This is a genomic window from Streptomyces sp. NPDC045287, assembly GCF_056432325.1.
Window position 1 is genome coordinate 150687 of record NZ_JBWKJG010000012.1, and the last position, 23819, is coordinate 174505.

Sequence of the window (23819 nt, forward strand, 5' to 3'; positions counted from 1 at the left end):
ATGGCCGCACGCCGGTTCACCGCCGAGGAGCTCCAGGCCGCCCGCGACCGCGTCGTCCCCGACGTGGTCGCGGACGGCCTGACCGTGCTCTTCTGCGGCATCAACCCGGGCCTCATGTCGGCCGCGACGGGCCACCACTTCGCCCGGCCCGGCAACCGCTTCTGGCCCGTGCTGCACCTGTCCGGCTTCACCCCGCGCCGGCTGGCGCCGTCCGAGCAGCACGAGCTGCTGTCGTACGGGCTGGGCATCACCAACGTCGTGGCGCGGGCGACGGCGCGCGCGGACGAGCTGACCGACGACGAGTTCCGGGAGGGCGGCCGGCTGCTCACCGCCAAGGTGGAGCGGCTGCGGCCGCGCTGGCTCGCGGTCGTCGGCGTGACCGCGTACCGCGTGGCCTTCGGCGACAGGAAGGCCGTGACGGGGCCGCAGGAACGGACGATCGGCGACACGCGGATCTGGGTCCTGCCCAACCCGAGCGGGCTGAACGCGCATTGGACGGCGCAGACGATGGCGGAGGAGTACGCCCGGCTGCGCGTCGCGGCGTCGGACGGTCCGTCTTCGTGACGGCGACGGCCCGCAGGTCCCCCGCCCGCCGCGGGTGGACGCGCGGTCGACGTCCACCGCTTCGTCCTCGATCCGCGTCCTCCGCCCGCCGCGGGTGGAGGCGCGGGGCGTGACCGCCGGGGCGCGCCCCGGGGCTCCGCGGGCCCCCGGCGCGGTCGCCGGCGCGGTCGCCGGGCGGCTCGGGACGCCGCGGCGCACTCCGCCGTGCCGGCTCTCCCGGTCGGCCCGCGCTCGCCGCCCGCCCCGGCATTGAGTACCATCCGGCAGACACGCGGCTCGAGCTGGGAGGACACACGGTGGGGCGGCTGACCGGCGGGGACCCGTCGCTACTGCGGCGGATCAACTCCGCGGTGGTACTCCATGCGCTGCGCGGCGGTGACGCCCGTACGCTCACCGACCTCACGCGGCTCACCGGCCTCTCCCGCCCCACGGTTGAGGGGGTGACGGAGGGGCTCATCGAGGCGGGGCTCGTCGTCGAGGCCGGCCCCGAGGAACGCGAGGTGCGGCGCCAAGGGCGGCCCGCGCGGCGGTTCCGGTTCCGGGCCGAGGCCGGGCACCTGTTGGGCATCGAGATCGGCCCGCACCGGGTGGCGGCGCTCCTGTCGGGGCTCGACGGGCGCATCATCGGCGCGGGCACGCGCGCCGTCTCCGAGAGCGCGTCGGCCGACGAGCGGCTGGAGCGGGTGCGGGCGGCGGTCGCGGACGTGCTGCGCCGCACCGGCGTGGCGCGCGGCACGCTGCGGGCGGTCGGCGTGGGCACGCCGGGGATCGTCGAGGCGGACGGGACGGTGCGGCTGGGCACGGCGCTGCCGGGGTGGACCGGGCTGGCGCTGGGCGAGCGGCTGCGGCGGTCGTTCCACTGTCCGGTGCTGGTGGAGAACGACGCCAACGCGGCGGCGGTCGCCGAGCACTGGAAGGGCGCCGCGATCGACTCGGACGACATCGTGTTCGTCCTGGCCGGGTTGAGCCCGGGCGCCGGGGCGCTGATCGGGGGGCGGCTGCACCGGGGGTTCGGCGGGGCCGCCGGGGAGATCGGCGCGCTGCACCTGCTGGGGCGCGGGGAGGCCCCGGAGGCGCTGCTGTCGACGACGGACGAGCCGCTGCACCCGCTGGACGAGCAGGCGGTGGCGGAGGTGTTCGCGCGGGCACGGCGCGGCGACGAGCGGGCGCTGGCGGCCGTGGACCGGTTCACCCAGCGGCTGGTGCACGACGTGGGGGCGCTGGTACTGGCGCTGGACCCGGAGATGGTGGTCGTCGGCGGGTGGGCGGCCGGCCTGGACGGCGTCCTGCCGCCCCTGCGGAAGGAGTTGGCGCGGTTCTGCCTGCGGCCGCCGCGCGTGGAGCTGTCGCTGCTGGGCGAGGCGGCCGTGGCGACGGGTGCGCTCCGGCTGGCCCTGGACCACGTCGAGGAGCAGCTGTTCGCCGTGGAGGGCACGGTCACCGCGCGGCGCTGAGCGGGGCGCCGCCCGCGGCTCAGGAGGCGATCTGGAGGTCGCCCGCGTCGCCGAAGGTCAGACGGCACGTGTCGGCGCGGTAGGTGGCGAGGGACACCGCCGCCGTACGGCCGCCGGACAGGTAGCGCGTCGTGACGACGAGCACCGGGGCACCGGGCAGGCGGTCGAGTTCCCGGGCGTCGTCCGCGCGGGCCGAGCCGAGCTCGACGGCGCGGTCCTGCCCCTCCAGGGGGAGCCGCTCCAGTTCGCGCAGGACTCCGCGCGCGAGGGCGGGGCCGGTCAGGGACTGGGACGTGACGAGGCCGGGGACGGAGGCGGCGGGGACGTACAACTGCTCGGCGGCGAGGGCCTGGCCGTGCGTGGCCCGCAGCCGGCGCACCGCGTACACGGGGCGGCCGGCGCCGCCGTCGGGGGCGTCGTCGGCCTCCAGGAGGCGGAGCACGGCGGCGGGCGGCGGCGCGGTGACGCAGTCGACGGCCTGCCAGCTCTCCTCGCCGGCGCCGGGCCAGCGGTGCCGGGCGGTGGAGACGTCCACGCCGACGCGGGGCGGGGCGACGGTCGTGCCGACGCCGCGGCGGCGCTGGAGGCGGCCCTCCAGCTCCAACTGTTCGAGGGCCTGGCGGAGCGTGGCGCGGGCGACGCCGAAGCGCGCGGCGAGCTCCCGCTCGTTGGGCAGGATCTCCCCGACTTGGAACTCGGAGTCGAGCGCCTCACCGATCACGGTCTTCAGGTGCCAGTACTTCGGCTCCGGCACCGATTCCAGCTGCGTGGTCCCCACCCTGATCCTCCGCGATCGCCGTGCCCCGGACGACTTTCCGTGCCTTTGTTTATTAAAGGTCCCTGCACTATCCCTGCGACCATAGGGCGGGCCACCTCCTTGGTCAAGACCAATCGTCGCCAGAGTGGGCGACATGACGGCGCCGCGTGGCCGATACGCTCTTGAACTCCCGGTCACCGAAGGGTATTTGCGGCCAATCCGCCGCCTCGACGGGGTCTGACGGGTGACAGGGGCGCCGGCACGGCCGTGGAGGTCCCGTTCACGGCGGAGTCCCCCGAGGGGGGCCGTGCGCCGTCCGCGCGGTACGGGCGGAGGAACCCGGGCGGGCCACCCCTGCCGCCGCACGGCATCCCCCACCGGCAGACGCGGGAGCCGGTGACGGGCGTGCCGGGCGGCCCGGTGGCGGGAAGGAGGGGCGCCACCCGGACGTCGGCCACGAGCCGGGCGCGCCCCGCGCGAGGGGTGGGGTGCCCCGCACCGAAAACTGTAAAAATCAACCTTTAAGGGTTCAGATGCATGCTTAACCCGTCAGTCACACATCGTTCGTGACCGCGCAACACCGCTGCGTCAGAGTGCTGTCATGACCCAGATGCCCCAGACGACCACGGCGACCGTCACCACCGCGAAGCCTACCCGCCGACAGCACCACTGGCGGCGGGACCTCGTCGAGCTCGCGGCCCTGTTCACCGCCGTGGCGGTCGCGGACGCGATCGCGAACGCCATCGCGCACGGCCCGGACGGCCCGTACCTGCTCGTCGTCTCGGCGGTGGTCCTGGTGGCCACCGCCGCCTTCCACACCTGGTGGGCGCGTCGCCACAGCCATGCGCCGCCGGCCTCGGCTCCCCCGGAGACACCGGTCGCGCCGGACCGCGCGCCGGTCGCCGGGCGGGGCCACGGCGCGGAGCCCGTCCGGACCGGGACCGTGCTGTGGCGGATGCGGACCACCGTGCGCGACGAGCCGGGCAGCCTGGCCGCCCTGTGCGGGGCGCTCGCGGAGCTGCGGGTGGACATCCTGACCCTGCAGACCCATCCGCTGGCCGACGGGACCGTCGACGAGTTCCTGCTGCGCGCCCCCGCGCCGCTCCAGCCGGCCGCGCTGACCCGGCAGATCGCCGCGGCGGGCGGCGCGCACACGTGGATCGAGCGGGCCGACGCCCACGACCTGGTCGACACGCCCACGCGGGTCCTGGGCATGGCCACCCGCACCGCGCTCGACGCCGCCGAACTGCCCCTGGCCCTGCGGCAGCTGCTGGGCCGCTGCACCATCCGCTCCGTCCCCGCCGCCTCCCCCACCGGCCGCGGCAGCGGTCGCACGGCCCCGGTGGAGGGCACCCTGGAGCAGGGCGACACGGTGATGCTGCTGCGCGACCCGTACGGCGGGGTGCTCACGGTCGAGCGCCCGTACCTGCCGTTCACGCCCAGCGAGTTCGCCCGGGCCCGCGCCCTGGCCGAGCTGGACGCGCGCCTCGGGCCGCGGGTGCCGCGCAGCCAGGACGTCCTCACCCTGCCCGAGGGCGACGAGATCACCGTCCGCCGCGCCGACCAGGACGACGTGGAGGCCGCGCGGGCCATGCACGACCGCTGCTCCGACCACACCCTCGGGCTGCGCTACCACGGCCCCGTCGCCGACGCCGACCGCTACCTGAACCACCTGCTCAGCCCCCGCTTCGGCCGGACCCTCGCCGTCGAGACCGCCTCCGGCCGGATGGTCGCCCTCGGGCACCTGCTGTGGGACGGCGACGAGACCGAGGTCGCCCTGCTCGTCGAGGACGCCTGGCAGCGCCGCGGCATCGGCTCCGAGCTGCTGCGCCGTCTCGTCGGCCTCGCCGTCGAGGCGGGCTGCGACAGCGTCTACGCCGTGACGCAGGCGTCCAACACGGGCATGGTCGCCGCCATGCGCGCCCTGCGGCTGCCCCTCGACTACCAGATCGAGGAGGGCACCCTGGTGATCACCGCCCGGCTCGACGCCCTGCGCGCCGAACGGCGCAAGTCGGCCGAAAGGCACGGGCGGCCCGCTTCGGACACCGACCGGACCACGGAGTCCGGCCGCGCCGGTCAGGGCGCCCCTCACCATCCGTAGCCGCTTTCGGGAGGGCCCGGCGGCAGCGAGATCCGGCCAAAAACCGGCAGCGACCGGGCCGCGGCGCACCTGGGCGCGCCGCGGCCCACCGCGCGCCCGCGCGAGGTGCTCCCCGAGCCGGGCGCGGCCCGTCCCCCCGCGCCCCGTCCCCGGCGCGTCCGACCGGTCGGACGCTTCGCCACAGGTCGCGACAACCACCCGGCGCACATGGCGGTGGCACCCCGCGCCGGCCCGGGACCGGCACCGCGCGGGCCCCCGCGCCACCGCCGCGGACCGCGGGCCGGCGACGGTGTCCGCAAGGCGCTCATTTGTCAGCCGACTGTGATCGAACGAGATGACGCCGGCATCGGCCGCGTACGAGGATGGGGCCATGCCAGACATCCCCCCCAGCAGCGCTCTTCCCCGCCAGGTGGCGGACGCCTTCGTGGACGCCCTCGTCGAACTCGACCCGGTCACCGGCACGTACCTGGGCGTACGGGAGAGCTACGCGCTCCTGCCCGACTTCTCCCCCGCCGGCCAGGAGGAACTCGCCTCCCTGGCCCGTGACACGCTCGCCCGGCTCGACAAGGCCGAACTGGTGCCGGGCGCCGACAGCGACGTGGAGCGCCGCTGCGGGCGGCTCCTGCGGGAGCGGCTCACCGCCGAACTGGCCGTCCACGAGGCGCAGGAGGGCCTGCGCACCGTCAGCAACCTCCGGTCCCCGGCGCACAGCGTGCGCATGGCGTTCACCGTGACGCCCACGGAGACGGAGGAGGACTGGGCGGCCGTCGCCGAGCGGCTGCGGGCCGTGCCGGCCGCGCTCGACGGGTACCGCGAGTCGCTGGCGCTCGGCCTGGAGCGGGGGCTGCCGGGCGGCCCGCGCGCGACGGCGACGTTCGTCGACCAGCTCACCGCGTGGTCCGGCGGCGGCACGGGGGGCCGGAGCGGCTGGTTCGAGGAGTTCGCCGCGGCCGGGCCCTCCGCGCTGCGCGTGGAGCTGGACACGGCGGCGCGCGGCGCGACCGCGGCCGTCGCGGAGCTGCGCGACTGGATGCGCGACGTGTACGCGCCGGCCGTGGCGGGCGCCCCGGACACGGTGGGCCGCGAGCGGTACGCCCGCTGGTCGCGCTACCACAACGGCACCGACTTCGACCTGGACGAGGCGTACGCGTACGGCTGGGACGAGTACCACCGCATCCTCGGCGAGATGCGGAAGGAGGCCGCCCGGATCCTCCCCGGCGCCGGCCCCTGGGAGGCGCTGGCCCACCTCGACGAGCACGGGACCCACATCGAGGGCGTCGAGGAGACCCGCGTCTGGCTGCAGGGGCTGATGGACGAGGCGATCGACGCCCTCGACGGGACGCACTTCGAACTCGCCGACCGGGTACGGCGCGTCGAGTCGCGCATCGCGCCCCCCGGCAGCGCCGCCGCCCCGTACTACACGGGTCCGTCCGAGGACTTCTCCCGCCCCGGCCGGACCTGGCTGCCCGTCAACGGCGAGACCCGCTTCCCGGTGTACGACCTGGTGTCGACGTGGTACCACGAGGGCGTGCCCGGCCACCACCTCCAGTTGGCGCAGTGGGCGCACGTCGCGGACCGGCTCTCCCGCTACCAGGCGACCGTCGGGATGGTGAGCGCCAACGCGGAGGGCTGGGCGCTGTACGCGGAGCGGCTCATGGACGAGCTGGGCTTCCTGCCCGACCCGGAGCGGCGCCTGGGCTACCTGGACGCGCAGATGATGCGGGCGTGCCGGGTGATCGTGGACATCGGCATGCACCTCGGCCTGGGGATCCCGGCGCACTCGCCGTTCCGGCCGGGCGAGCGGTGGACGCCGGAGCTGGCGCAGGACTTCTTCCAGCGGCACAGCAGCCGCCCGCCGGCGTACGTGGAGAGCGAGATGGTCCGCTACCTGTCGATGCCGGCGCAGGCCATCGGGTACAAGCTGGGCGAGCGGGCCTGGCTGCTGGGCCGGGAGAACGCCCGCAAGGCGCACGGTGCCGCGTTCGACGCGAAGAAGTGGCACATGGCGGCGCTCTCCCAGGGCCCGCTCGGCCTGGACGACCTCGTCGACGAGCTGTCCCGGCTCTGAGGCCCGCCCGCGTGGTCAGCAGCCGCAGTCGCCGGCGGCGACGGGCGCGGTGAGGGGGTCGGCGTCCCGGCTGCGCCGGCCCTCCCACGTCTCGTACGGGAACCCCTCGCGGGCCCAGTACTCGAAGCCGCCGAGCATCTCCTTGACCCGGTAGCCGAGTTCGGCGAGGGCGAGGGCGGCGCGGGCCCCGCCGTTGCAGCCGGGGCCCCAGCAGTAGGTGACGACCGGGACGGCCTTGTCGAGCAGTCGCTCGGCCTGCTCGGGGATGAGCGCGGTCGGCAGGTGGACGGCGCCGGGGACGTGCCCCTGGTCCCACGCCTCGGTGGAGCGGGAGTCGAGGACGACGAACCCGGGGTCGCCGTCCTCGGCGAGGGCGGCGGCGACGTCGGAGGGGTCGGTGTGGAACGCCAGGCTCGCGGCGAAGTAGGCGGCGGCCGCCGCGGGCGCGGCGGGCGGCACGCGCAGCACGGGGTGGGCGGCGCGGGTGGCCGCGGCGGGGGTCGTCGGGGCCGTGGCGTTCTCGGTGTTCGTGTTCATGCGGAGAATCTACGGCTGATGATCATTTCGGTGAAGTGGTGATCCCCGGCCGTTCCCCCGTCCTGCCGGGAAACCCCCTCTGTTCCCCGTCCGTGTGACGGGACTCTCGCCGGACACCCCCGGCCGGCGCGTCCTCCGGGCCCCGCGGCAGCCCCCGTGACAGGCCCTGCGACCGGCCCGCTTCGAAGGCCGCGCCTGGAGGGACCGGCATCGCTCCGTCGCCCGGGGTCCGCCCGCCGCCCGCGCCTTCCGCGCCCCGCGACGACCGGTACGGGATCCGGAAGGCACGGCACAGGAACGAGCCCCCGCCGGACCGTCCGCGGCTCGCGGGCGCCCCTCACCACCCGGACCGGCGCCTGCCCCACCTGCCACCACGACGTCCCCGCGCCCGTACGAATCCGACCGAGCCCCACCGGCACCGACCCGGCGGCCGTGGATCCCTCCGACGGAACCGGCGCGGGCACGCGGACGGCCCGAGCCGCTCGCCGCCGAAAGGGCGGCGAGCGGCTCGGGGCGCGAGGAGGGGCCGGGCGCATCGCCGGGCCTTCTTCCCCCGGCGGCGGGGAGAGGCAGCCGCGGCTCTCGTACGCCGCCCGCCCCGCGCCCTTCACCCGTCGTGCGCAGCGGGGACTCCGGACCCGCCCGGCCGTTCCCCGAGTGGGGTCAGGGCTTGACGACCACCTTCCCGGCGGCGTCACCGGCCGCCATGCGCATCAGCCCGGCCGGCACGACGTCCTCCAGGCCGATGACCGCGTCGAGCGACGTGGAGGCGATCTGCGGATGGTCGTCGAGCAAGGCGAGCGCCTCCGGCAGGTCCTGGTCACAGATGTGCACCTTCGACGTCGACATCCGGATCTCGTCGAGGACGAGCCTGGTCAGGTCCAGGGGCGACGGGTCGCGGTGCAGGCCGACCAGCCGGATGTGGCCGCCGCGGCTCACCGCTCTCATCGCGGTTCCGAGGCCCTGGGGGACGCCGGAGGTCTCGATGACGACGTCCGCGCCGTCGCCGCGGGTGGCCCGCCGGATCGCGGTGGCGGCGTCCTGCCGGGACGCGTCGATGAGGAGGGAACAGCCGCTCCGCCCGGCGATCTCCAGGCGTGCCGTCGAGACGTCGACGCCGATGGTCTCGATGCCCCACGCGGTGCAGGCGGCCACGACCAGCGAGCCGATGCCGCCCAGCCCGATCACCGCGACCCTCGTACCCGGTTCGGCCCCGGTGCCCCGTACCGCGTGCAGGGCGACGGCGAGCGGCTGGGCCATGATGGCGACGTCCGCCGGGCAGTTCCCGACGGAACGGCTGATGCGCGCGGGCACGTTCACCCGCTGGGCGAGACCGCCGTCCACGTGCAACCCCACCGTGTAGTACCCGGCGCAGAGGTTGGTCCGTCCCGCGCGGCACCACCGGCACGTCCCGCAGGAGACGCCGGAACCCGGCACGACCACGTCGCCGACGGCCAACCCGGTGACCTCCGCGCCGACTTCCACCACCCGCCCGACCATCTCGTGGCCGATGACCAGCGGGCCGACGTGGCCGCTGGCGGGGTGCGGGGCGGTGAGGGGGATCAAGTGCGGCCCCGTGGCGAACTCGTCCGCGTCGGTCCCGCAGATGCTGGCCCGCAGGACCTCCAGTTGGATCTCGTGTGCCGCCGGCGGCGGTGGATCGGGCCATTCCTGCACGCGGACGTCGCGTTGCCCGTGGTACACGGCAGCTAGCATCGGTCTGCTCTCTCTCGGGTTCGGGGAAGCTACGGTGGGCCCGACCGCGCCCGGCCGGTGGGGGAAGGCAGGCGCCGGAGGTCACTCCAACCCGAGGGCCTGGCGCATCGGGCGCAGCTTCGCGAGCGTCTCCTCGTACTCTTCCTGCGGGTCGGAATCGGCGACGATGCCGCAGCCCGCGTAAAGGGAGGCGGTGTTGTCGCGGACCAGCGCGCAGCGTATGGCGACGGCGAACTCGCCCTGCCCTGAGGTGTCGGTCCAGCCGATGGTGCCTCCGTACCACCCGCGTTCGAGGCCCTCGTTCTGCTTGAGCCAGCCGAGGGACTCCTCGCGCGGGTGTCCGCCGAGTGCGGGCGTGGGATGGAGGCGTTCGACGAAGTGCAGGATCCCCAGGCCGGGCCGGATGCCGCGCCCCTCCACCACCGTGGCCAGGTGCTGGACGTTCGCCAGTTTGAGCACGGTCGGCCCGCTTCCCGCTTCGACGTGCGCGCACGTGGGGTGCAGGGCGTCGACGAGCATGCGCACCACGACGTCGTGTTCGTGCTGGATCTTGACGCTGTCCGTCAACTGCTTCTCGAGTTCGGCGTCGAGTCCGGCTGTCGCACCGCGGGGGGCGGTGCCCGCGAGACCGAGGGCGTGCACGTTCCCGCCGCTCAGGCGCACCAGGTATTCGGGGGTGGCACCGATGAAGGTGCGCGCGCCGTGTCCGACGGCGAACAGCGTGGCATCGGGGTAGGTGCGGCGCAGCCTCTCCAGCGCCGCCGGAAGGTCGAAGGGCACGTCAGTGGTCACCGTGACCTCGCGGGCGAGGACCACCTTCTCGAAAGCGCCGCTTCGGATGCGGTCGACGGCTTGCCCGACCAGGTCCTTCCACTGCTCGGCCGGCGGCAGGTCACGGAAGGCCGGAGACGTGCGGGACGGTGGCGGTGTGCCGTCGGCGCGGGTGGCGGCTTCCTCGGGCACGCATTGCTCGGCCAAGTGGACCAGGGACTTGGCGGTCTGCTCGGGGTCGTCGTCCGGGTGGACGACGGCGTTGAGGCGCAGTTCCGCCATCGGGTACAGGGCGGTGGAGCCGCGCACCTGCAGGGCCGGCACCCACATCAGTGCTTCGGGCAACGGAGTGGCCGGCGACTCCGCCGCGGCGGCGGCGTCCGCGGCGGCGGCGTCCGCGGCGGCGGCGTCCGCGGCGGCGAAGGAGAAGCCGCCGACCAGGAGGGGGCCCTGGCCGGTGGGCAGGTCGTCACCGGGGTGTCCGCCGGTCACCGAGTCGTGGAGCAGTCGCTCCCAGGACTTCCGGGTCGCCGGGATGCGGCTGTCGCCGTGGGCCGTCAGATCGTGCGCCGTGCCGAGCGCGACGAGCGAGCCGCGGTCCCATGCCGACTGCCACAGCAGGGACCTGTCGGTATGGACGCGGCCGTGGCTCCACAGGGCGATGGGGTCGACGTGGCGCAACCGCGTGGCCCAACTGGCGAGAACGGGGCGCCGCTGTCGCCGTGCGGCCCGTGCGGCGCGCCGGCACACGTCGAGGAGGTCGTCCTGGGAGGCGTGCCCGAGCAGGGGCAGGGCGGTGGCCCCGGACAGAGCGGGCACGGTCAGTACACCCCTTCCACGACGGAGGAGGTGGCTTCCGTGGCCAGCGGCCGGACATCGGCCACGCCGTCCTGCGGGTAGGCGGCCGTGGGCTCGATGCGCAGCGCCGAGTCGCGCTCCAGCGTCCACGGCAGCAGCAGGTCCCGGGAGAGCAGGCTGATCCTCGCCTGCCCCCGCTCGCCGTAGGCCACCTCCCGGGTGGTGTCCTGCGGGTCCACCAGCCGTACGCGGCTGAAGGGGTGGTACGGGACGAAGACGCACCGTTCCCCGCCGTCGTCCGGGGTTCTGGGCCGCTGGGGGGCTATGCCCATCATGGTGTTGCCGTAGAGGCCGACCACCGCCGCGTCGGGGAAGACCTCGGTCTCCAGGAGGTGGAGCGTCTCGGCGCCGATGCTCGTGCCGGCCCAGATGATGCCGCGGACGCGGCTGCGGACCAGGTCGAGTACCTCGTCGCGGGCGGCGATGGCCTCCAGGACCGGTGGCGTGGCGAAGAGGACGGCGACGGGCTGGGTGCGCAGGATGTCGAGGGCCTGGTCGAGGATGTGCTGGACGTAGCGGGCCACGTCGTCGGTCTGCCGCTGCTTCGCCCGCTGCTTGACCCAGCGCGGGTCGAAGTCGATGTAGTGGCAGAAGGTCCGGCGCATGTGGGCGAGCAGACCTATCGAACGGCCCACGATGTGCGGTCCGGTGGGCCCGATGTGCAGCCAGTGGCCGGCGCCCTCACCGGGTACGCCGTGCTCTTCGAGGACCGTGCTCACCCAGTGGACGCCGGCGCGCCGGGAGTGCGACTCCACGATGCGCTTGGGCCGGCCGGTGGTGCCCCCGCTGTCGAAGACCTGGAAGTCCCACGCGGACCGGTCGATGCCCGCGGGCACCAGGGCATCGACGGGAACGTCCCGCCACTCCTCGCTGACGTCGGGGAAGCGGTCGAGGTCGGCCCAGGTCCGGATGTCGCGCAGCGGGTCGAAGGGGAGCTCCGCGGCCCGTTTGACCCAGAACGGTGATCCGGTGGAGGGGGAGAAGTGCCACTCCATCGCGGCCTGGACGAAGTCGTCCGGGGAGAGATCGGCGGTGAACGGCTCGAACGTGTCCTTGGACATCCTCTGCCTCCGGGGGTCAGACCTGGGTCAGGTAGGGGGAACACGGCTGTGCGAGAGTGCGCCCGACGGCTTCCACGACCGGCTTGAGCTGCTCCATGAGGTCGGCGAACTGGGCACCGTCGAGTGCCTGGGCCCCGTCGCACAGGGCGGCTCGCGCATCGGTGTGGACATCGATCAGCAGGCCGTCCGCGCCGCAGGCGGCGGCGGCCAGGGACATGGGCCGGACGAGGTGCGGACGGCCCGTGCTGTGGCTGGGGTCGACGACCACCGGCAGGTGGGTGAGGCGTTTCGCCTCGGCGACCGCGCTCAGGTCCAGCGTGAAACGCGTGCTGCGCTCGTAGGAGCGGATGCCCCGCTCGCACAGCACCACGTCCCCGTTGCCCATGTGCATGAGGTACTCGGCGGCGAGCAGCCACTCCTCGACGGTGGCCGCCATGCCGCGCTTCAGCAGGACCGCCCGGCCGGACTTGCCGGCCTCGCGCAGCAGGGTGAAGTTCTGCATGTTGCGCGCGCCGATCTGGAGCATGTCGCTCTCTTCGGCGACCCGTTCCACGTCCTCGGGCGTGACGACCTCGGTGACCACGGGCAGACCGGTGCGGCTGCGCTGCTCGGCCAGCAGTGCCAGGCCCGCGACTCCCAGTCCCTGGAAGCTGTAGGGCGAGGTGCGCGGCTTGAACGCGCCACCCCGCAGCATCGCGGCACCGCCGGCCACCACGGCATCCACGACGGTTGTCATCTGTTGTTGGTTTTCCACCGCACATGGACCGGCGATCACCACGAATCCCCTGCCGCCGATGACCGGCCCGTCCGCCCCGGCCACGGCCACTCGGGTGTCCTGCGGCAAGAAGTGGCGGCTGGTCAGTCTCTGCGGACCGGGGGGCAGCACCACGCGGTCGACACCGCCCGCGGCTTGCACGGCGGACGCCAGTTCACGGGTTCCGGGCTCCTCCGCGACCAGTACCGTGGCGCTCCCTGCCGCCCCGAACACGGGGTGCAAGCCGTTTTCCCTGAGTAGCGTGCCCACCTTTTCGGCTTGGTCCTGCGTTGCCTCTCGGCTCATCACCACAATCATGGATGCCTTCCATGGGGCTGTCTGCGCGGGCTGTCCGGCGCTGCTCACAGGGGGAGCGGAGAGCGGGGGACGATCCCGCGCCGCGCCTCGACAGGGCTCTTGCGAACGGGCCGATCCTCCATCGCCGAACCAGGCGTGTCAATGGGGGTTGTCAACTCACGTTAATGGTGCTCAAATCGCTGTGCCCCTCCGGCCGGGGAACGGCCGGCACGCACCGCCTATGGGAGGCGCAAGTGAAGATGATCGACATCAGCCAGGGTTGGTACGACGGGATGCCCTCGTACGATGCGCCCTGGTACCCGAAGTTCGGCGTGCGGCGGGCCATGAGCCCCGAGACCGACCCGTCGAAGACCGGGCGCACCTTCTCCGACCTGCAGCTCTTCCCGCACAACGGCTCCCACGTGGAGTCCGGTTTCCACTTCTACGAGGACCGCGAGAAGATCGACGAGGTTCCGCTGGAGACGTTCGTCGGCCGGGTCTGCATCGCCGATCTCTCGCACAAGCGCGATCTCGAACCGGTCACCGGCGAGGACCTGGACAAGGCGCTGCACGAGGTGTGGCAGCCGGGGGACCGCCTGCTGATCCGCACCGACCACCCCAACCGCTACCTGGGGCGCGAGGACTACTGGGACAACCCGCCCTACCTCACCGTGTCCGCCGCCGACTGGGCGGCGGACAACAACGCGGTGCTCGTCGGCATGGACTGCATCACCGAACGCCCCGACGACCGCAGCGGCCAGGTGCACCGGCGGCTGCTCGCGGCCGGCATCCCGATTCTGGAGAACATCCAGAACCTCGACCAGATCAGCGTGCCCGTCGCCCACCTCATGGCGCTCCCCATCAAGATCGCCGGTGTCGAGGCGGCTCCGGTGCGAGCGGTCGTCTTCGAGGGCTGGCCCGTCTGACGGGTGTCCGTGTGCTGAGCCCCGGTCGGTGACGGCCCGCATCGGAGGAAATGACTGACGTGTTGTCCATACCCCTAGTTCGCCAAGGCGTTGAGAGCACTTCGCGCGACACGCACGTGCTGCACTCCGTCACCGGAGCGGCCCTGGCGACCGTCCACGAGGCCCCTCCCCTGTTGACCCGGCTGACCGCCAAGGCCATGCACGCGGTTCCGGAGCCCGACGCCGAGGAACTGGCCTCGGTGCTGGCCGAGGCGGGCCGGATCTTCGCCACGGAGACGATCGCGGGGCAGACCCCCGACGACTACTGCCGACAGCAGTCCCTGGCCTCCGGGGTACCCATCGGCGTCCCGGTCCGCACGCTGGCCCGGCTGGAGCACGAGTGCGGGCTGCTGCCCGATGTGGTCGGCGAGCAACGGCCCGTCGGCGCCGCCCCGGGCCGACCGGCCCGCTGGGTCCGGCGGGGTTCCCTGCTCGGCGTGATCGCGCCGAGCAACCACCCGACCACCCACCTCGGTTGGCTGAAGGCCGTCGCCCTGGGCTACGGCGTCGCGGTGCGTCCGGGCGCACGCGATCCGATCACGCCCCTGCGGCTGGTCAGGGCGCTGCTCCAGGCCGGGCTCCCCGCCCGTCTGCTGAGCCTGCTGCCCGGCTCGCACTCCGCTGCCGACACGCTCATCACCGCCGCGGACCTGGCGCTGGTGTACGGCGGCGAGGCCACGGTGGCCCGGCTGCGCGGCGACAGCCGCGTCCTGGTCCACGGGCCCGGCCGCAGCAAGATCCTCGTGGACGCCCCCGTCGACGACGGCCTCCTCGACCACCTCGTGGGGGAGATCGCCGAGGACGGCGGGGTCCGCTGCACCAACACCAGCGTCGTCCTCACCTCGGGCGACCACCGCGCGCTCGCCGCCGCGCTGGCCGAGCGGCTGGCGGCACTGCCCGTACTGCCGGTGACCGATCCGGACGCCGCCCTGCCGGCCCGGCGGCTCAAGGAGGCCCTGGCCCTGCGGCAGGCGCTCGCCGCTGCCGCCGACGGCGCACCGGACCTGACGGAGGCGTACTACGACGGTGACCCGACACCGCTCGTCGACGGCGACGCGGCCGCGCTGCGGCCCGCCGTGGTGTGCGTGGACCGGTCCGACCACCCCGGTCTGCGCACCGAACTCCCCTTCCCCTGCGTCTGGGTGGCGCCGTGGCGCGCGGCCGAGGGGGTCGCGCCGCTGCGCGACTCGCTGGCCGTGACGCTGATCGGCACGGATCCGGCCCTGGCGGAGGAGGCACTGCGGACGCCGTCGATCCACACGGTCGTCCACGGGCGCGTCCCCGGCTGGTGGCGCGATCCGTACCTGCCCCACGAGGGCTACATCGGCCAGTTCCTGAAGGTGGTACGCGGCTACGCGGTACCGGGCGAGGAGAGCGCATGACACTCCAGGGCAAACGCATCGTGGTCACCGGGGCCTCCGGGGACCTCGGCAGGGCCATGGCCCGCAGGTTCCTCCAGCTCGGCGCCGACCTCGCCCTCCAGTACCGCAGCGGCTCCGCCGCCCTCGACCCGGTCCTCGAAACGGCACGGGAGGCGGGCCGTGAAGCGTTCGCGGTCGCGGCGGACCTCTCGGAGCCGGACGGCCCCGAACGGCTGGCGGCCGAGGTCCTGCGGCGGTGGCCGTCGGTGGACGGGCTGGTGAACAACGCCGGCGGGTCGCGGCCGGAGCCGTTCGAAACGATCAGCCTGGAGGCTTGGGAGCAGGCCCTGCGGCTCAATCTGACCGCCCCGTTCCGGCTGATCCAGCTACTGCTGCCGGCGCTGCGCGAGGACGGCGGCTCGGTCGTGAACGTATCCAGCGTCGCCGCCCTGACCGGCGGCGCGTTCGGACCGCAGTACGCCGCGAGCAAGGCCGGCCTGATCGGGCTGACCCGTAGCGCCGCCCGGGACCTCGGGGTCCACGGCGTCCGGGTGAACGCCCTCGCGCCCGGGCCGGTGGATTCGCTGATGACCTCCTCGCTGGACGGCCCGGTCCTCGACGGCATCATCCGCACCACCGCCATGCGCCGGCTGGTCGACCCCCTGGAGGTCGCGGACGCCGCCGCCTTCTTGCTGGGCCCCGGGACGGCGGTGACCGGACAGACCCTCGTCGTGGACGCCGGACGCCACTTCATCTGACGGTCCATCAGAAACTCTCGGCATCGCCAACGATATGGAGACTGTGACATGTACGTACTCGGCATCAACCTGAGCCACGACCGTGCCGCATGCCTGCTGCGGGACGGACGGATCGTGGCGGCGGTCGAAGAGGAGCGACTGGACCGGCTCAAGCACTCCGAGGGCTTCATCATCCACGGGCACTTCGAGAAGCTGTCGAAGGTCCTGCCGATGAAGGCGATCACCTACTGCCTGGACGCGGCCGGCATCGGCATCGACGACGTGGACGTGGTCGTCGGCAACCGGCCGCTGGGCGACGAGGCCCGCGAGCGGATCCTGCGGGAGCTGCCGATCCGCGACAAGAGCAAGGTCCACAGCCTGCCGATGCCGTCGCACCACCTCACCCACGCCTACGCCGGCTACCTCGCCTCCCCCTTCGACGAGGCGGCGGTCCTGGTCGTGGACGGCGTGGGCAGCAAGGTGCCGGGAACCGGGCGCATCGAGAAGCACACCATCTTCGACGGCGACGGCACCTCGTTGCGGCGGGTTCACGCCGAGACCTTCCCGGAGGACTGGAGCGAGGTGGGGCTCGGGCTCTTCTACAGCTTCTTCTCCGCGAAGCTCGGATTCGTCACCCGCTGGGGCCACCCCACCTTCGGCGACTTCGGCTGCGGCGGCTACACCGAGGCCGGCAAGACCATGGGACTGGCTCCCTACGGCCGGCCCCGGCCCGAATGGCAGCGGCTGCTCACCGTCAAGGAGGGCAACGTGGTGATTCGTACGGAGGACATGGAGAAGGCGTGGGACTCCTGGTACGCCTCCGACGGTGACGGCTACGACGCCAAGCAGAAGGGCTCCTGGCAGCACCAGTTCGCCAAGGACGTCGCCTACAAGATCCAGGCCGAGACCGAGGAGGCGATGCTGGAGCTCGCCCGGTACGCCCACGAGGTGACCGGCCGGAGCAAGCTCTGCCTCACCGGCGGCGTCGCCCTCAACTCCGTCGCCAACCAGCGGATCGTCGCCGAGGGCCCCTTCGACGAGGTCTACATCCTGCCGCCGGCCGGTGACGCGGGTACCGCGATCGGTGCCGCCTACTACGGGTACTACTCGATCGCGGGTGGTACCGAGCGGCACCCCGTGCGCTCGGGATCGACCGGTCGCCACTACTCGGACCAGGAGATCGAGCAGGCCGTGCGGGCGGCCGGCGAGAAGGTCGAGTCGCGCCGGGCCACGGTCGCCGAGGTCGCCGCACTCCTCGCCGAGCACCGTCTGGTCGGCTGGTTCCAGGGCGGTTCGGAGATCGGTCCGCGGGCCCTCGGCCACCGCAGCATGCTCGCCGATCCGCGCCACCCCGAGGTGCGCGACTACCTGAACGAGGTCGTCAAGCACCGCGAGGTCTTCCGGCCGTTCGCGCCCTCGGTCCTGGGCGAGGAAGCGGACACGTGGTTCGAGATGCACGGGGACAGCCCGTTCATGCTGCTCGTGCCCGAGGTCCGGGAGGGCCGCCGGACGCAGGTTCCGGCCATCACCCACGTGGACGGCACGGCACGGGTGCAGACCGTCGAGCCGGACGTCAACCCGCGCTACCACGAGCTGATCTCGCACTTCGCCGAGCTCACCGGGGTGCCGCTGGTGCTGAACACCTCGTACAACGACGCCGGTGAGCCCATCGTGGAGACGCCCGCGGACGCCGTCAGGACGTTCCTGAACACCGAGCTCGACCACCTCTACATCGGCGATCTGCTGCTGACCAAGCCGGGCCGTGAGCTCCCGGAGCGGCACCCGAGTCGGCGGCCCCTGGCATGAGGGCGCCGCAGGGCCGGTCCGCCGCGACCAAGCGCCTGCTCGACCAGGTGCTCGACGAGCTGCTCGACGCGGTCGACCGGCGCGATCCCCTGGACTCGGCCATCGTCTCGGCGGTCGAAGGAGCCGCACTGATCGCGCAGGCGGCCGAGGAGGCCGGACTGGACGCGGACGACGGCGGGGACGGGGCCGTGGAGCTGGCGAGGGAGGCCCTCGGCGCGATGCGGGCCTCCGTGATCGCCACCACCGTATCGGTACGGGCCCTGGCGGACCGGCGGCGGGAGCGGGCGGTCGCCGGGTCCGCCGGCCGCAGAGGGTGAAGCACGAGGCGGCACACCGGCCGACGGTCCCGTTGGTACGACGCGAAGGAGGGTCCTCCCCCATGGCCTCGAAGGCCCTCGCACCGAACGTGTGCCACGACGCTCCGCCCCGGCAGGACGTCCCCGTGGCGGACGGCCGCCCGACCCTCCTCCTGGTGGGTGACGAGAGCGACGACCACGGCGGCTGGACCCGGCACCGCATCGAACGCCGCTACCGTCTGCTGTCCGTGCCCGCGGGGGGCGGCGGGCAGGCCGTCGTCCCGTCCGGCGCGAGGGGCGTCGTCACCTTTCAGGAGGCCGCCGCGGACCGGGCGCTCTCCCTCGCGGAGGGTGCCGGTCTGCCCACGGCGGCCCTGTGGACGGTCGTGCGCCGCCGGGCCGCGGCCACCCGCGGGGACACGCCGTCCACACCGTCCGGGGGGTCCGCTCCCGGCACCGCGCTGACGGCCGTGGTCGTCAGCGCGGTCGTGGACGGCGTGCCCTCCCCCCTGTTCGTGGCGCGTCCGGAGGGGGAAGCCGGGGACAGCGGTTACGTGGTGGAGGCCGCCGATCCGCTGCTGCGCCACGGGGGCGTCGCCGAGGCGGTCCGCGCCGCGCACCGGGAACCCGGCGTCCGCGGCGGCCTCACCGCCACCGAGGTCCACGTGGCCGGGCGGGGCGCCGGCCGGCAGGCCGCGTACTCGCGCGTCTTCGGTCTGCTCGGCACGGACCCCCTGCTGCGCGCCGGCTCACTCGCCACGGGGATCGACTGCCCGATGGTCTGGGCCGACCTCGCCGCGGGAGCCGAACCCGATCCCACCCCGCGCCGGAACGGCGCTGCCGCAGTGCGCTTCACCGGTTCGGAACCTGAACACCCCTTCACTGCGGCAGACTTGGACGTCCATGAGCTGCCGGGCGGCATCTGGGAGATCCACCCCATCGCGGCGGGGAACACCGCCGACGAACGGGGCCCCGCCTCCCGGGTGCTTTTCGCCGTCGCGGTCGGCGAGGACGCGACGGCCTGCCGGCGTGCTCTCGACCTCGCCTCCGGCACTCTGCGGCTGCGGCACCGCCCCCGGCCCACGGACACCGACGAACGGAACCAACGGAGAACTCATGCCTGAATCCCGCGTACTGCTGATGATCGCGGCCTCCCAGAACCCGGACCTGCTGCGCACCCCGCACGAGATGGGCCTGGAAGTGGTGCTCGCCGCCGCGACGCCCCCGGCGGACGACAGCCTCTACGACGTCCACCTGGCCGTGGACGAGTTCGACGAAGAGGCGGTGCTCGCCGCGGTCCGCGGCCACCTCGCGCGCGGCGGCCACGTCGACGCCGTGGCCACCTTCCACGAGGGCTCCCTGCACGTGGCGGCCCGGATCGCGGCCGAACTGGGCCTGCCGGGCAACTCGCCGGAGGCGGTGCGCGCCATGCGCGACAAGTTCCTGACCGGGCAGCGGCTCACGGAGGCCAAGGTGCCCACCCCCGGAACCCGGGTGGCCACCACCTTCGCCGAAGCCCAGGAGGCCGCGGCCGAACTGGGCTTCCCCCTGGTCCTCAAGCCGCAGGCCAGCGCGTCCAGTCAGGGCGTGACCAAGGTGTCGGACGAGACGGAGCTGAAGGCGGCGTTCGACAACATCACCGGGCTCTTCGAACCCGACGCCTTCCACGACGGCGCGTACTCCGTTCCCAACGTCGCCCACATCTACGCCTATCCGCAGGCGGACGGCGTGCTGATACAGGAGTACGTATCGGGCGAGGAGTTCGCCGTGGACCTCGTGTACGGAGGCGGTGAGTACCGCCTGCTGGCCATTCACGACAAGCCGTACCCCTTCGCGGAACCGCACTTCATCGAGGGCGCGTACGCCACTCCGTCGGCCCTGTCACGAGACGAGCAGGCCCTGCTGCTCGACACCGCCGTCGCCGCGCTGAAGGCACTGGGCGCGACGGTCGGCGGAGCCCATGTGGAACTGCGGCTCACCGACGGGGGCCCGAAGATCATCGAGGTGAACGGGCGTCTGGGCGGCACCACCGCCTTCGTCCAGGAGTCGATCCGGGAATCGACCGGCGTGTGGGGCCCCCGTGAGTACCTGCGGGCGGTGCTCGGGGAGCCGCTGGACTTCACCGCCAAGGAGCAGCCGACCCCCGCCGGGTTCTCGCCGCTGCTGGCCGACCGCAGCGGGGAGATCGCCGGTTTCACGGGCGTCGAGGAGGTCATGGAGATCCCGGGTGTGATCGGGGTGCGCTGGATGGCCAAGCCGGGTGACCACGTGGTCATCAAGTACCCGGAGAACCCGGTCTCCTGCTTCGCGTTGATCCTCGCTCGGGGCGAGAGCCGCGAGCAGGTCCTCTCGGCGCTGGAGGGCGCCGAGAAGGTGCTCAAACCCGTCTACACCGACTGACCCCGGGAGCCCACAGCGATGACGAGTCAGACAGATGGACCGTGTACGGACACGGACGTCCTCGGCGACGAGCCGGTCGACGCGACGGCCCGGGCCGCGCGCACGCCGGACGCGGAGCTCTCCGCCCCGCTGCGGCAGCGGCACCTGACCATGATCGGCCTCGGAGGGGCGATCGGCTCCGGGCTCTTCGTGGGCTCCGGAGCCGGTATCGCCGTGGCCGGGCCCGGCATCCTCATCAGCTTCGTGCTGGCCGGTCTGCTGTCCGTGCTCGTCATGCGGATGATGGGCGAGCTGTCGGTGGCCCTGCCGTCCGCGGGCTCGTTCTCCTCCCACGCCGAACGGGCCTGGGGCGGCTGGGCGGGGTTCACCGTCGGGTGGCTCTACTGGTGCATGATCGTCGTGGTCGTGGCCATCGAGGCCACGGGCGCGGCCGTGATCGTGCACGGGTGGGTGCCGGCCGTGGACACCTGGGCGTGGGTCCTCCTCTTCATGGCCGTCTTCACGGTGGCCAATGTGGTGGCGGTCGGCACCTTCGGCGAGTTCGAGTTCTGGTTCGCGGCCCTCAAGGTCGCCGCGATCGTCGCGTTCCTCGTGCTGGGCGCCGCGGCGGTCATGGGGTGGCTGCCCGGCGGGAAGGCCATCGGGCTGTCCCACCTGACGGGCCACGGCGGGTTCCTCCCGCACGGCTGGCACGGGGTGCTGTCGGGCCTGCTCGTCGTGGTCTTCTCGTTCGGCGGCATGGAGGTCGTCACCTTCGCGGCGGCGGAGACCAAGGATCCCGCCCGCGGGCTGAGCAGGGCCATGCGCAGCGTCGTGTGGCGGCTGATGCTGTTCTACGTCGGCTCCGTGACCGTCATCGTGACCGTGCTCCCGTGGAACGACAGCCGGGTGGGCCAGAGCCCGTTCGTCGCGGTGCTGGACCGGGTGGGCGTGCCCGGCGCCGCTCAGCTCATGAACGTCGTGCTGCTGGTCGCGCTGCTCTCGGCCCTCAACGCCAACCTCTACGCCGCGTCGCGCATGGTCTACTCCCTCGCCGAGCGGCGGGCGGCCCCGGGCGCGCTGGGCAGGCTCTCCCGCAACGGCGTGCCGCGCCTGGCCGTACTCGCCTCCGTGGCCTTCGGGTTCGTCTCGGTGCTGCTGAACTTCCAGTGGCCCGACAGCGTGTTCCTCTGGATGCTCAACTCCGTGGGAGCGATCGCGCTGGTGGTCTGGATGGCCGTGGCGGCGACGCAACTGCGCCTGCGCGCCGTACTGGAGCGCACGGCGCCGGAACGGCTCACGGTACGGGTCTGGGGCTACCCCGCCCTGACGGTGCTGGCGCTGCTCGCGATGGGGATCGTCCTCGTGCTGCTCGCCGCCGACCGGGGCACCCGCCCCCAGGTGGTGGGCACGGGGATCCTGACCGCCGTGGTCCTCGCCGTCGGGGTGCTGCGGCAGCGGCGCCGGTCGGCGTCCCGAACGGACTGAGCCCAGCGCGACGGGGGTGCGGACGGCCGACCGCGTGCGCACCCCCGCCCCTTCACGAGCGCGGCTCGACGGCCGCGTCCGCTCCGCGCAGTTCTTCGAGCATCTCGCTCAACCAGGCACGCTCCGCCCGCTGCGCCGCCCTCGCCATGATCAGCATTCCCCGGCGGTAACGGTCCTCTTCCTCCTTGATGCGCACCGGCGCGCCGGATCGGGTGAAGAAGCTGCCCGGCCTGGCCAGGAAGTCCAGTCGCCGTTGCAGGACGGCCGCCTGCCGCTCGGGGTCCGGCACCTGGCTGAGGAAGGCCAGCAGGGTGAAGAAGGATCCGCCGTCGGTGATCTCGGTCTCCTTCGGCTCGCTCAGCCGGCGCAGCAGCTCCGCCCGGCCCGCGGGCGTGATCTGCAGGACCTGCCGCAGCGGGGCGCTGTCGCCCGGTTCGGCCCGGCGTTCCACGTGCCCGGCCTTGCGCAGCCTGGCGATGGCCGGATACAGCGCCCCGTCGCTCAGCGGCCGGTTGTGGCCGATCAGATCCGAAATGCGGCGACGCAACTCGTAGGCGTGCAGGGGGCGTTCTGCCAGAAAGCCGAGGATCGAGAGGGTCAGCACGGTCTTCCTTCCCTGTCTGGGCGCCCTGTCTGGGCGACGGACGGCGTGTCGTTCGGTGGACGTTGAGCGAAAGTCTCGACTACCTCTATTAGAGTGACACGAATCGAGTTAGTCTGCCTTCACCGCCAGGCCGGGAACGACGGAGCCGCCCCGCCCGCGGCTGGGAAGAGAAGGCGCGGGAAGAGAGAGGGGCGTGTGTGTCCGGCTGCACGACGATGCGAGCGATGGTGGTGGAGCACCCCGGTGGCCCCGACGTGCTCCACGAACGCGAACTCCCCCGTCCGGAGCCGCGGGACGGCTGGACGCTCGTCCGCGTGATGGCGTTCGGGCTGAACCGTTCGGAGCTGTTCACACGCCGCGGGCTCTCGCCCACCGTGCGGTTTCCCCGCGTTCTGGGCATCGAGTGCGTCGGGGTCGTGGAGTCCTCCTCCGACCCGGACCTGCCCGCGGGCACCACGGTCGCGGCCGCCATGGGCGGCATGGGACGGCAGTTCGACGGCAGCTACGCCCAGTACGCCCTGCTGCCCACGGCCCAGCTCATGCCCGTGACCTCGCGCCTGCCGTGGCACGTCCTCGCGGCCGTCCCGGAGTCCTTCCTCACCGCCTACGGATCCCTGGAGGCCCTGGAGCCGCGACCCGGTCACCGGCTCCTGATCCGCGCCGCCACCTCCTCCGTCGGCATGGCGGCCCTCGCCCTCGCAGCGGAGCGGGGCGTGGAGGTGACGGCCACGACGCGCGATCCCGGCAAGGCACCGAAACTGCTCCGGCACGGCGCCGACCACGTCCTGATCGACCGGGGCGGCGGCCTCGGCGAGGGCGTCCGCGCCATCTGGCCCGACGGCGCCGACCGGGTACTGGACCTGGTCGGCGGTGTCACGGTCCTCGACTCCCTGCGCCTGCTGGCGCCCGGCGGCCGGGTGTGCAACTCGGGTATCGTCTCCGACGACTGGATCATCCCCCGGTTCGAGCCGCTGGAGGACATCCCCTCCGGAGCCACACTGACGACCTTCTCCAGCAGTTCCGTCAACAGCGGCGACTGGGCGCGGCAGGCCCTTCAGGAGCATCTCCACGCAATCGACGAGGGTGGCCGCCGGGTCCTGATCGACCGCGTCTTCCCGCTCGCCGAAGTCGCAGCCGCCCACCACCACATGGAAGCCAACCGAGCCGTCGGAAAGGTCGTGGCCGTTGTCCAGCACTCCTGACAACCGGGAGACACCCGCGGAAGGCGGACCGCTCAGCCCGGTC

At 73.4% G+C, this 23819-nt stretch carries 20 protein-coding genes; 13 read left to right on the top strand and 7 right to left on the bottom strand.

All coding sequences use genetic code 11. The annotated features are described in order from the left end of the window. Entirely contained in the window at positions 1-564 is a 564-nt protein-coding gene (gene mug / locus AC07D6_RS20905; RefSeq protein ID WP_479046422.1) for a G/U mismatch-specific DNA glycosylase, read from the top strand. A 296-nt stretch (positions 565-860) separates the two neighbouring features. Beyond that, positions 861-2018, top strand: a complete 1158-nt coding sequence (locus AC07D6_RS20910) for an ROK family transcriptional regulator (protein ID WP_315879414.1) — start codon at positions 861-863, stop codon at positions 2016-2018. Positions 2019-2037: 19 nt separating this feature from the next. On the opposite strand, the gene AC07D6_RS20915 is transcribed toward AC07D6_RS20910, so the two are convergent. Beyond that, entirely contained in the window at positions 2038-2796 is a 759-nt protein-coding gene (locus AC07D6_RS20915) for a GntR family transcriptional regulator (RefSeq protein ID WP_479046425.1), read from the bottom strand. Between the two features lie 580 nt (positions 2797-3376). Between AC07D6_RS20915 and AC07D6_RS20920 the strand changes: the two genes are divergently transcribed. Further along, positions 3377-4876, top strand: a complete 1500-nt coding sequence (locus tag AC07D6_RS20920) for an N-acetyltransferase family protein (RefSeq protein ID WP_479046428.1) — start codon at positions 3377-3379, stop codon at positions 4874-4876. A 370-nt stretch (positions 4877-5246) separates the two neighbouring features. Continuing rightward, positions 5247-6944: a DUF885 domain-containing protein gene (locus AC07D6_RS20925; RefSeq protein ID WP_315878129.1), complete on the top strand. Its 1698-nt coding sequence runs from the start codon at positions 5247-5249 to the stop codon at positions 6942-6944. Between the two features lie 15 nt (positions 6945-6959). Here AC07D6_RS20925 and AC07D6_RS20930 read toward each other — a convergent pair whose 3' ends face one another. From AC07D6_RS20930 to aroF, 5 genes are all read right to left on the bottom strand, one after another. Beyond that, positions 6960-7481, bottom strand: coding sequence for a rhodanese-like domain-containing protein (locus tag AC07D6_RS20930; protein WP_479046430.1), 522 nt, complete (start codon positions 7479-7481; stop codon positions 6960-6962). Between the two features lie 663 nt (positions 7482-8144). Further along, positions 8145-9197, bottom strand: a complete 1053-nt coding sequence (locus AC07D6_RS20935) for a zinc-dependent alcohol dehydrogenase (RefSeq protein WP_315878131.1) — start codon at positions 9195-9197, stop codon at positions 8145-8147. An 81-nt stretch (positions 9198-9278) separates the two neighbouring features. Continuing rightward, complete coding sequence (locus AC07D6_RS20940; protein WP_479046432.1) at positions 9279-10787, bottom strand: isochorismate synthase; 1509 nt, start codon at positions 10785-10787, stop codon at positions 9279-9281. 2 nt (positions 10788-10789) lie between these two features. After that, entirely contained in the window at positions 10790-11887 is a 1098-nt protein-coding gene (locus tag AC07D6_RS20945) for a class I adenylate-forming enzyme family protein (RefSeq protein ID WP_479046434.1), read from the bottom strand. 16 nt (positions 11888-11903) lie between these two features. Next, positions 11904-12959, bottom strand: coding sequence for a 3-deoxy-7-phosphoheptulonate synthase (gene aroF / locus AC07D6_RS20950; RefSeq protein ID WP_479046436.1), 1056 nt, complete (start codon positions 12957-12959; stop codon positions 11904-11906). A gap of 239 nt (positions 12960-13198) precedes the next feature. On the opposite strand from aroF, the gene AC07D6_RS20955 reads away from it, so the two are divergent. From AC07D6_RS20955 to AC07D6_RS20990, 8 genes are all read left to right on the top strand, one after another. After that, positions 13199-13864 carry a cyclase family protein gene (locus AC07D6_RS20955; protein WP_315878244.1) on the top strand — a complete coding sequence of 222 codons (666 nt, stop codon included), beginning with the start codon at positions 13199-13201 and terminating at the stop codon, positions 13862-13864. A 116-nt stretch (positions 13865-13980) separates the two neighbouring features. After that, positions 13981-15285 carry an aldehyde dehydrogenase family protein gene (locus tag AC07D6_RS20960; RefSeq protein ID WP_479046438.1) on the top strand — a complete coding sequence of 435 codons (1305 nt, stop codon included), beginning with the start codon at positions 13981-13983 and terminating at the stop codon, positions 15283-15285. After that, positions 15282-16022 (top strand): SDR family NAD(P)-dependent oxidoreductase, encoded by a 741-nt coding sequence (locus AC07D6_RS20965; RefSeq protein WP_315878136.1) that lies wholly within the window; start codon positions 15282-15284, stop codon positions 16020-16022. The genes AC07D6_RS20960 and AC07D6_RS20965 overlap by 4 nt, the downstream gene beginning before the upstream one ends. Positions 16023-16070: 48 nt before the next feature. After that, on the top strand, positions 16071-17807 hold the full coding sequence (locus tag AC07D6_RS20970; protein WP_479046441.1) for a carbamoyltransferase family protein: 1737 nt from the start codon (positions 16071-16073) through the stop codon (positions 17805-17807). Then, the gene (locus tag AC07D6_RS20975; RefSeq protein ID WP_479046443.1) at positions 17804-18124 is read left to right on the top strand and encodes a hypothetical protein; all 321 of its coding nucleotides are present in this window, start codon (positions 17804-17806) and stop codon (positions 18122-18124) included. The genes AC07D6_RS20970 and AC07D6_RS20975 overlap by 4 nt, the downstream gene beginning before the upstream one ends. 62 nt (positions 18125-18186) lie before the next feature. Beyond that, positions 18187-19227, top strand: coding sequence for a hypothetical protein (locus tag AC07D6_RS20980; protein WP_479046445.1), 1041 nt, complete (start codon positions 18187-18189; stop codon positions 19225-19227). Beyond that, positions 19220-20503 (top strand): ATP-grasp domain-containing protein, encoded by a 1284-nt coding sequence (locus tag AC07D6_RS20985; RefSeq protein WP_479046447.1) that lies wholly within the window; start codon positions 19220-19222, stop codon positions 20501-20503. The genes AC07D6_RS20980 and AC07D6_RS20985 overlap by 8 nt, the downstream gene beginning before the upstream one ends. An 18-nt stretch (positions 20504-20521) precedes the next feature. Further along, positions 20522-21970: an amino acid permease gene (locus AC07D6_RS20990; RefSeq protein ID WP_479046450.1), complete on the top strand. Its 1449-nt coding sequence runs from the start codon at positions 20522-20524 to the stop codon at positions 21968-21970. A gap of 52 nt (positions 21971-22022) precedes the next feature. Here AC07D6_RS20990 and AC07D6_RS20995 read toward each other — a convergent pair whose 3' ends face one another. After that, positions 22023-22574, bottom strand: a complete 552-nt coding sequence (locus AC07D6_RS20995; RefSeq protein ID WP_479046452.1) for a PadR family transcriptional regulator — start codon at positions 22572-22574, stop codon at positions 22023-22025. A gap of 224 nt (positions 22575-22798) precedes the next feature. Here AC07D6_RS20995 and AC07D6_RS21000 point away from each other — a divergent pair, with 224 nt between their 5' ends. After that, complete coding sequence (locus tag AC07D6_RS21000; protein ID WP_479046455.1) at positions 22799-23776, top strand: zinc-binding dehydrogenase; 978 nt, start codon at positions 22799-22801, stop codon at positions 23774-23776. Positions 23777-23819: the final 43 nt, after the last annotated feature.

What these genes read in the sequence shown, in the direction of transcription:
- AC07D6_RS20925 (WP_315878129.1), top strand. Translation starts at nt 5,247, where the DNA reads ATGCCAGACATCCCCCCCAGCAGCGCTCTTCCCCGCCAGGTGGCGGAC.
- AC07D6_RS20975 (WP_479046443.1), top strand. Translation starts at nt 17,804, where the DNA reads ATGAGGGCGCCGCAGGGCCGGTCCGCCGCGACCAAGCGCCTGCTCGAC.
- AC07D6_RS20930 (WP_479046430.1), bottom strand. Translation starts at nt 7,481, where the DNA reads ATGAACACGAACACCGAGAACGCCACGGCCCCGACGACCCCCGCCGCG.
- AC07D6_RS20980 (WP_479046445.1), top strand. Translation starts at nt 18,187, where the DNA reads ATGGCCTCGAAGGCCCTCGCACCGAACGTGTGCCACGACGCTCCGCCC.
- AC07D6_RS20965 (WP_315878136.1), top strand. Translation starts at nt 15,282, where the DNA reads ATGACACTCCAGGGCAAACGCATCGTGGTCACCGGGGCCTCCGGGGAC.
- AC07D6_RS20945 (WP_479046434.1), bottom strand. Translation starts at nt 11,887, where the DNA reads ATGTCCAAGGACACGTTCGAGCCGTTCACCGCCGATCTCTCCCCGGAC.
- AC07D6_RS20920 (WP_479046428.1), top strand. Translation starts at nt 3,377, where the DNA reads ATGACCCAGATGCCCCAGACGACCACGGCGACCGTCACCACCGCGAAG.
- AC07D6_RS21000 (WP_479046455.1), top strand. Translation starts at nt 22,799, where the DNA reads ATGGTGGTGGAGCACCCCGGTGGCCCCGACGTGCTCCACGAACGCGAA.
- AC07D6_RS20970 (WP_479046441.1), top strand. Translation starts at nt 16,071, where the DNA reads ATGTACGTACTCGGCATCAACCTGAGCCACGACCGTGCCGCATGCCTG.
- AC07D6_RS20985 (WP_479046447.1), top strand. Translation starts at nt 19,220, where the DNA reads ATGCCTGAATCCCGCGTACTGCTGATGATCGCGGCCTCCCAGAACCCG.
- AC07D6_RS20955 (WP_315878244.1), top strand. Translation starts at nt 13,199, where the DNA reads ATGATCGACATCAGCCAGGGTTGGTACGACGGGATGCCCTCGTACGAT.
- mug (WP_479046422.1), top strand. Translation starts at nt 1, where the DNA reads ATGGCCGCACGCCGGTTCACCGCCGAGGAGCTCCAGGCCGCCCGCGAC.
- AC07D6_RS20935 (WP_315878131.1), bottom strand. Translation starts at nt 9,197, where the DNA reads ATGCTAGCTGCCGTGTACCACGGGCAACGCGACGTCCGCGTGCAGGAA.
- aroF (WP_479046436.1), bottom strand. Translation starts at nt 12,959, where the DNA reads ATGATTGTGGTGATGAGCCGAGAGGCAACGCAGGACCAAGCCGAAAAG.
- AC07D6_RS20990 (WP_479046450.1), top strand. Translation starts at nt 20,522, where the DNA reads ATGACGAGTCAGACAGATGGACCGTGTACGGACACGGACGTCCTCGGC.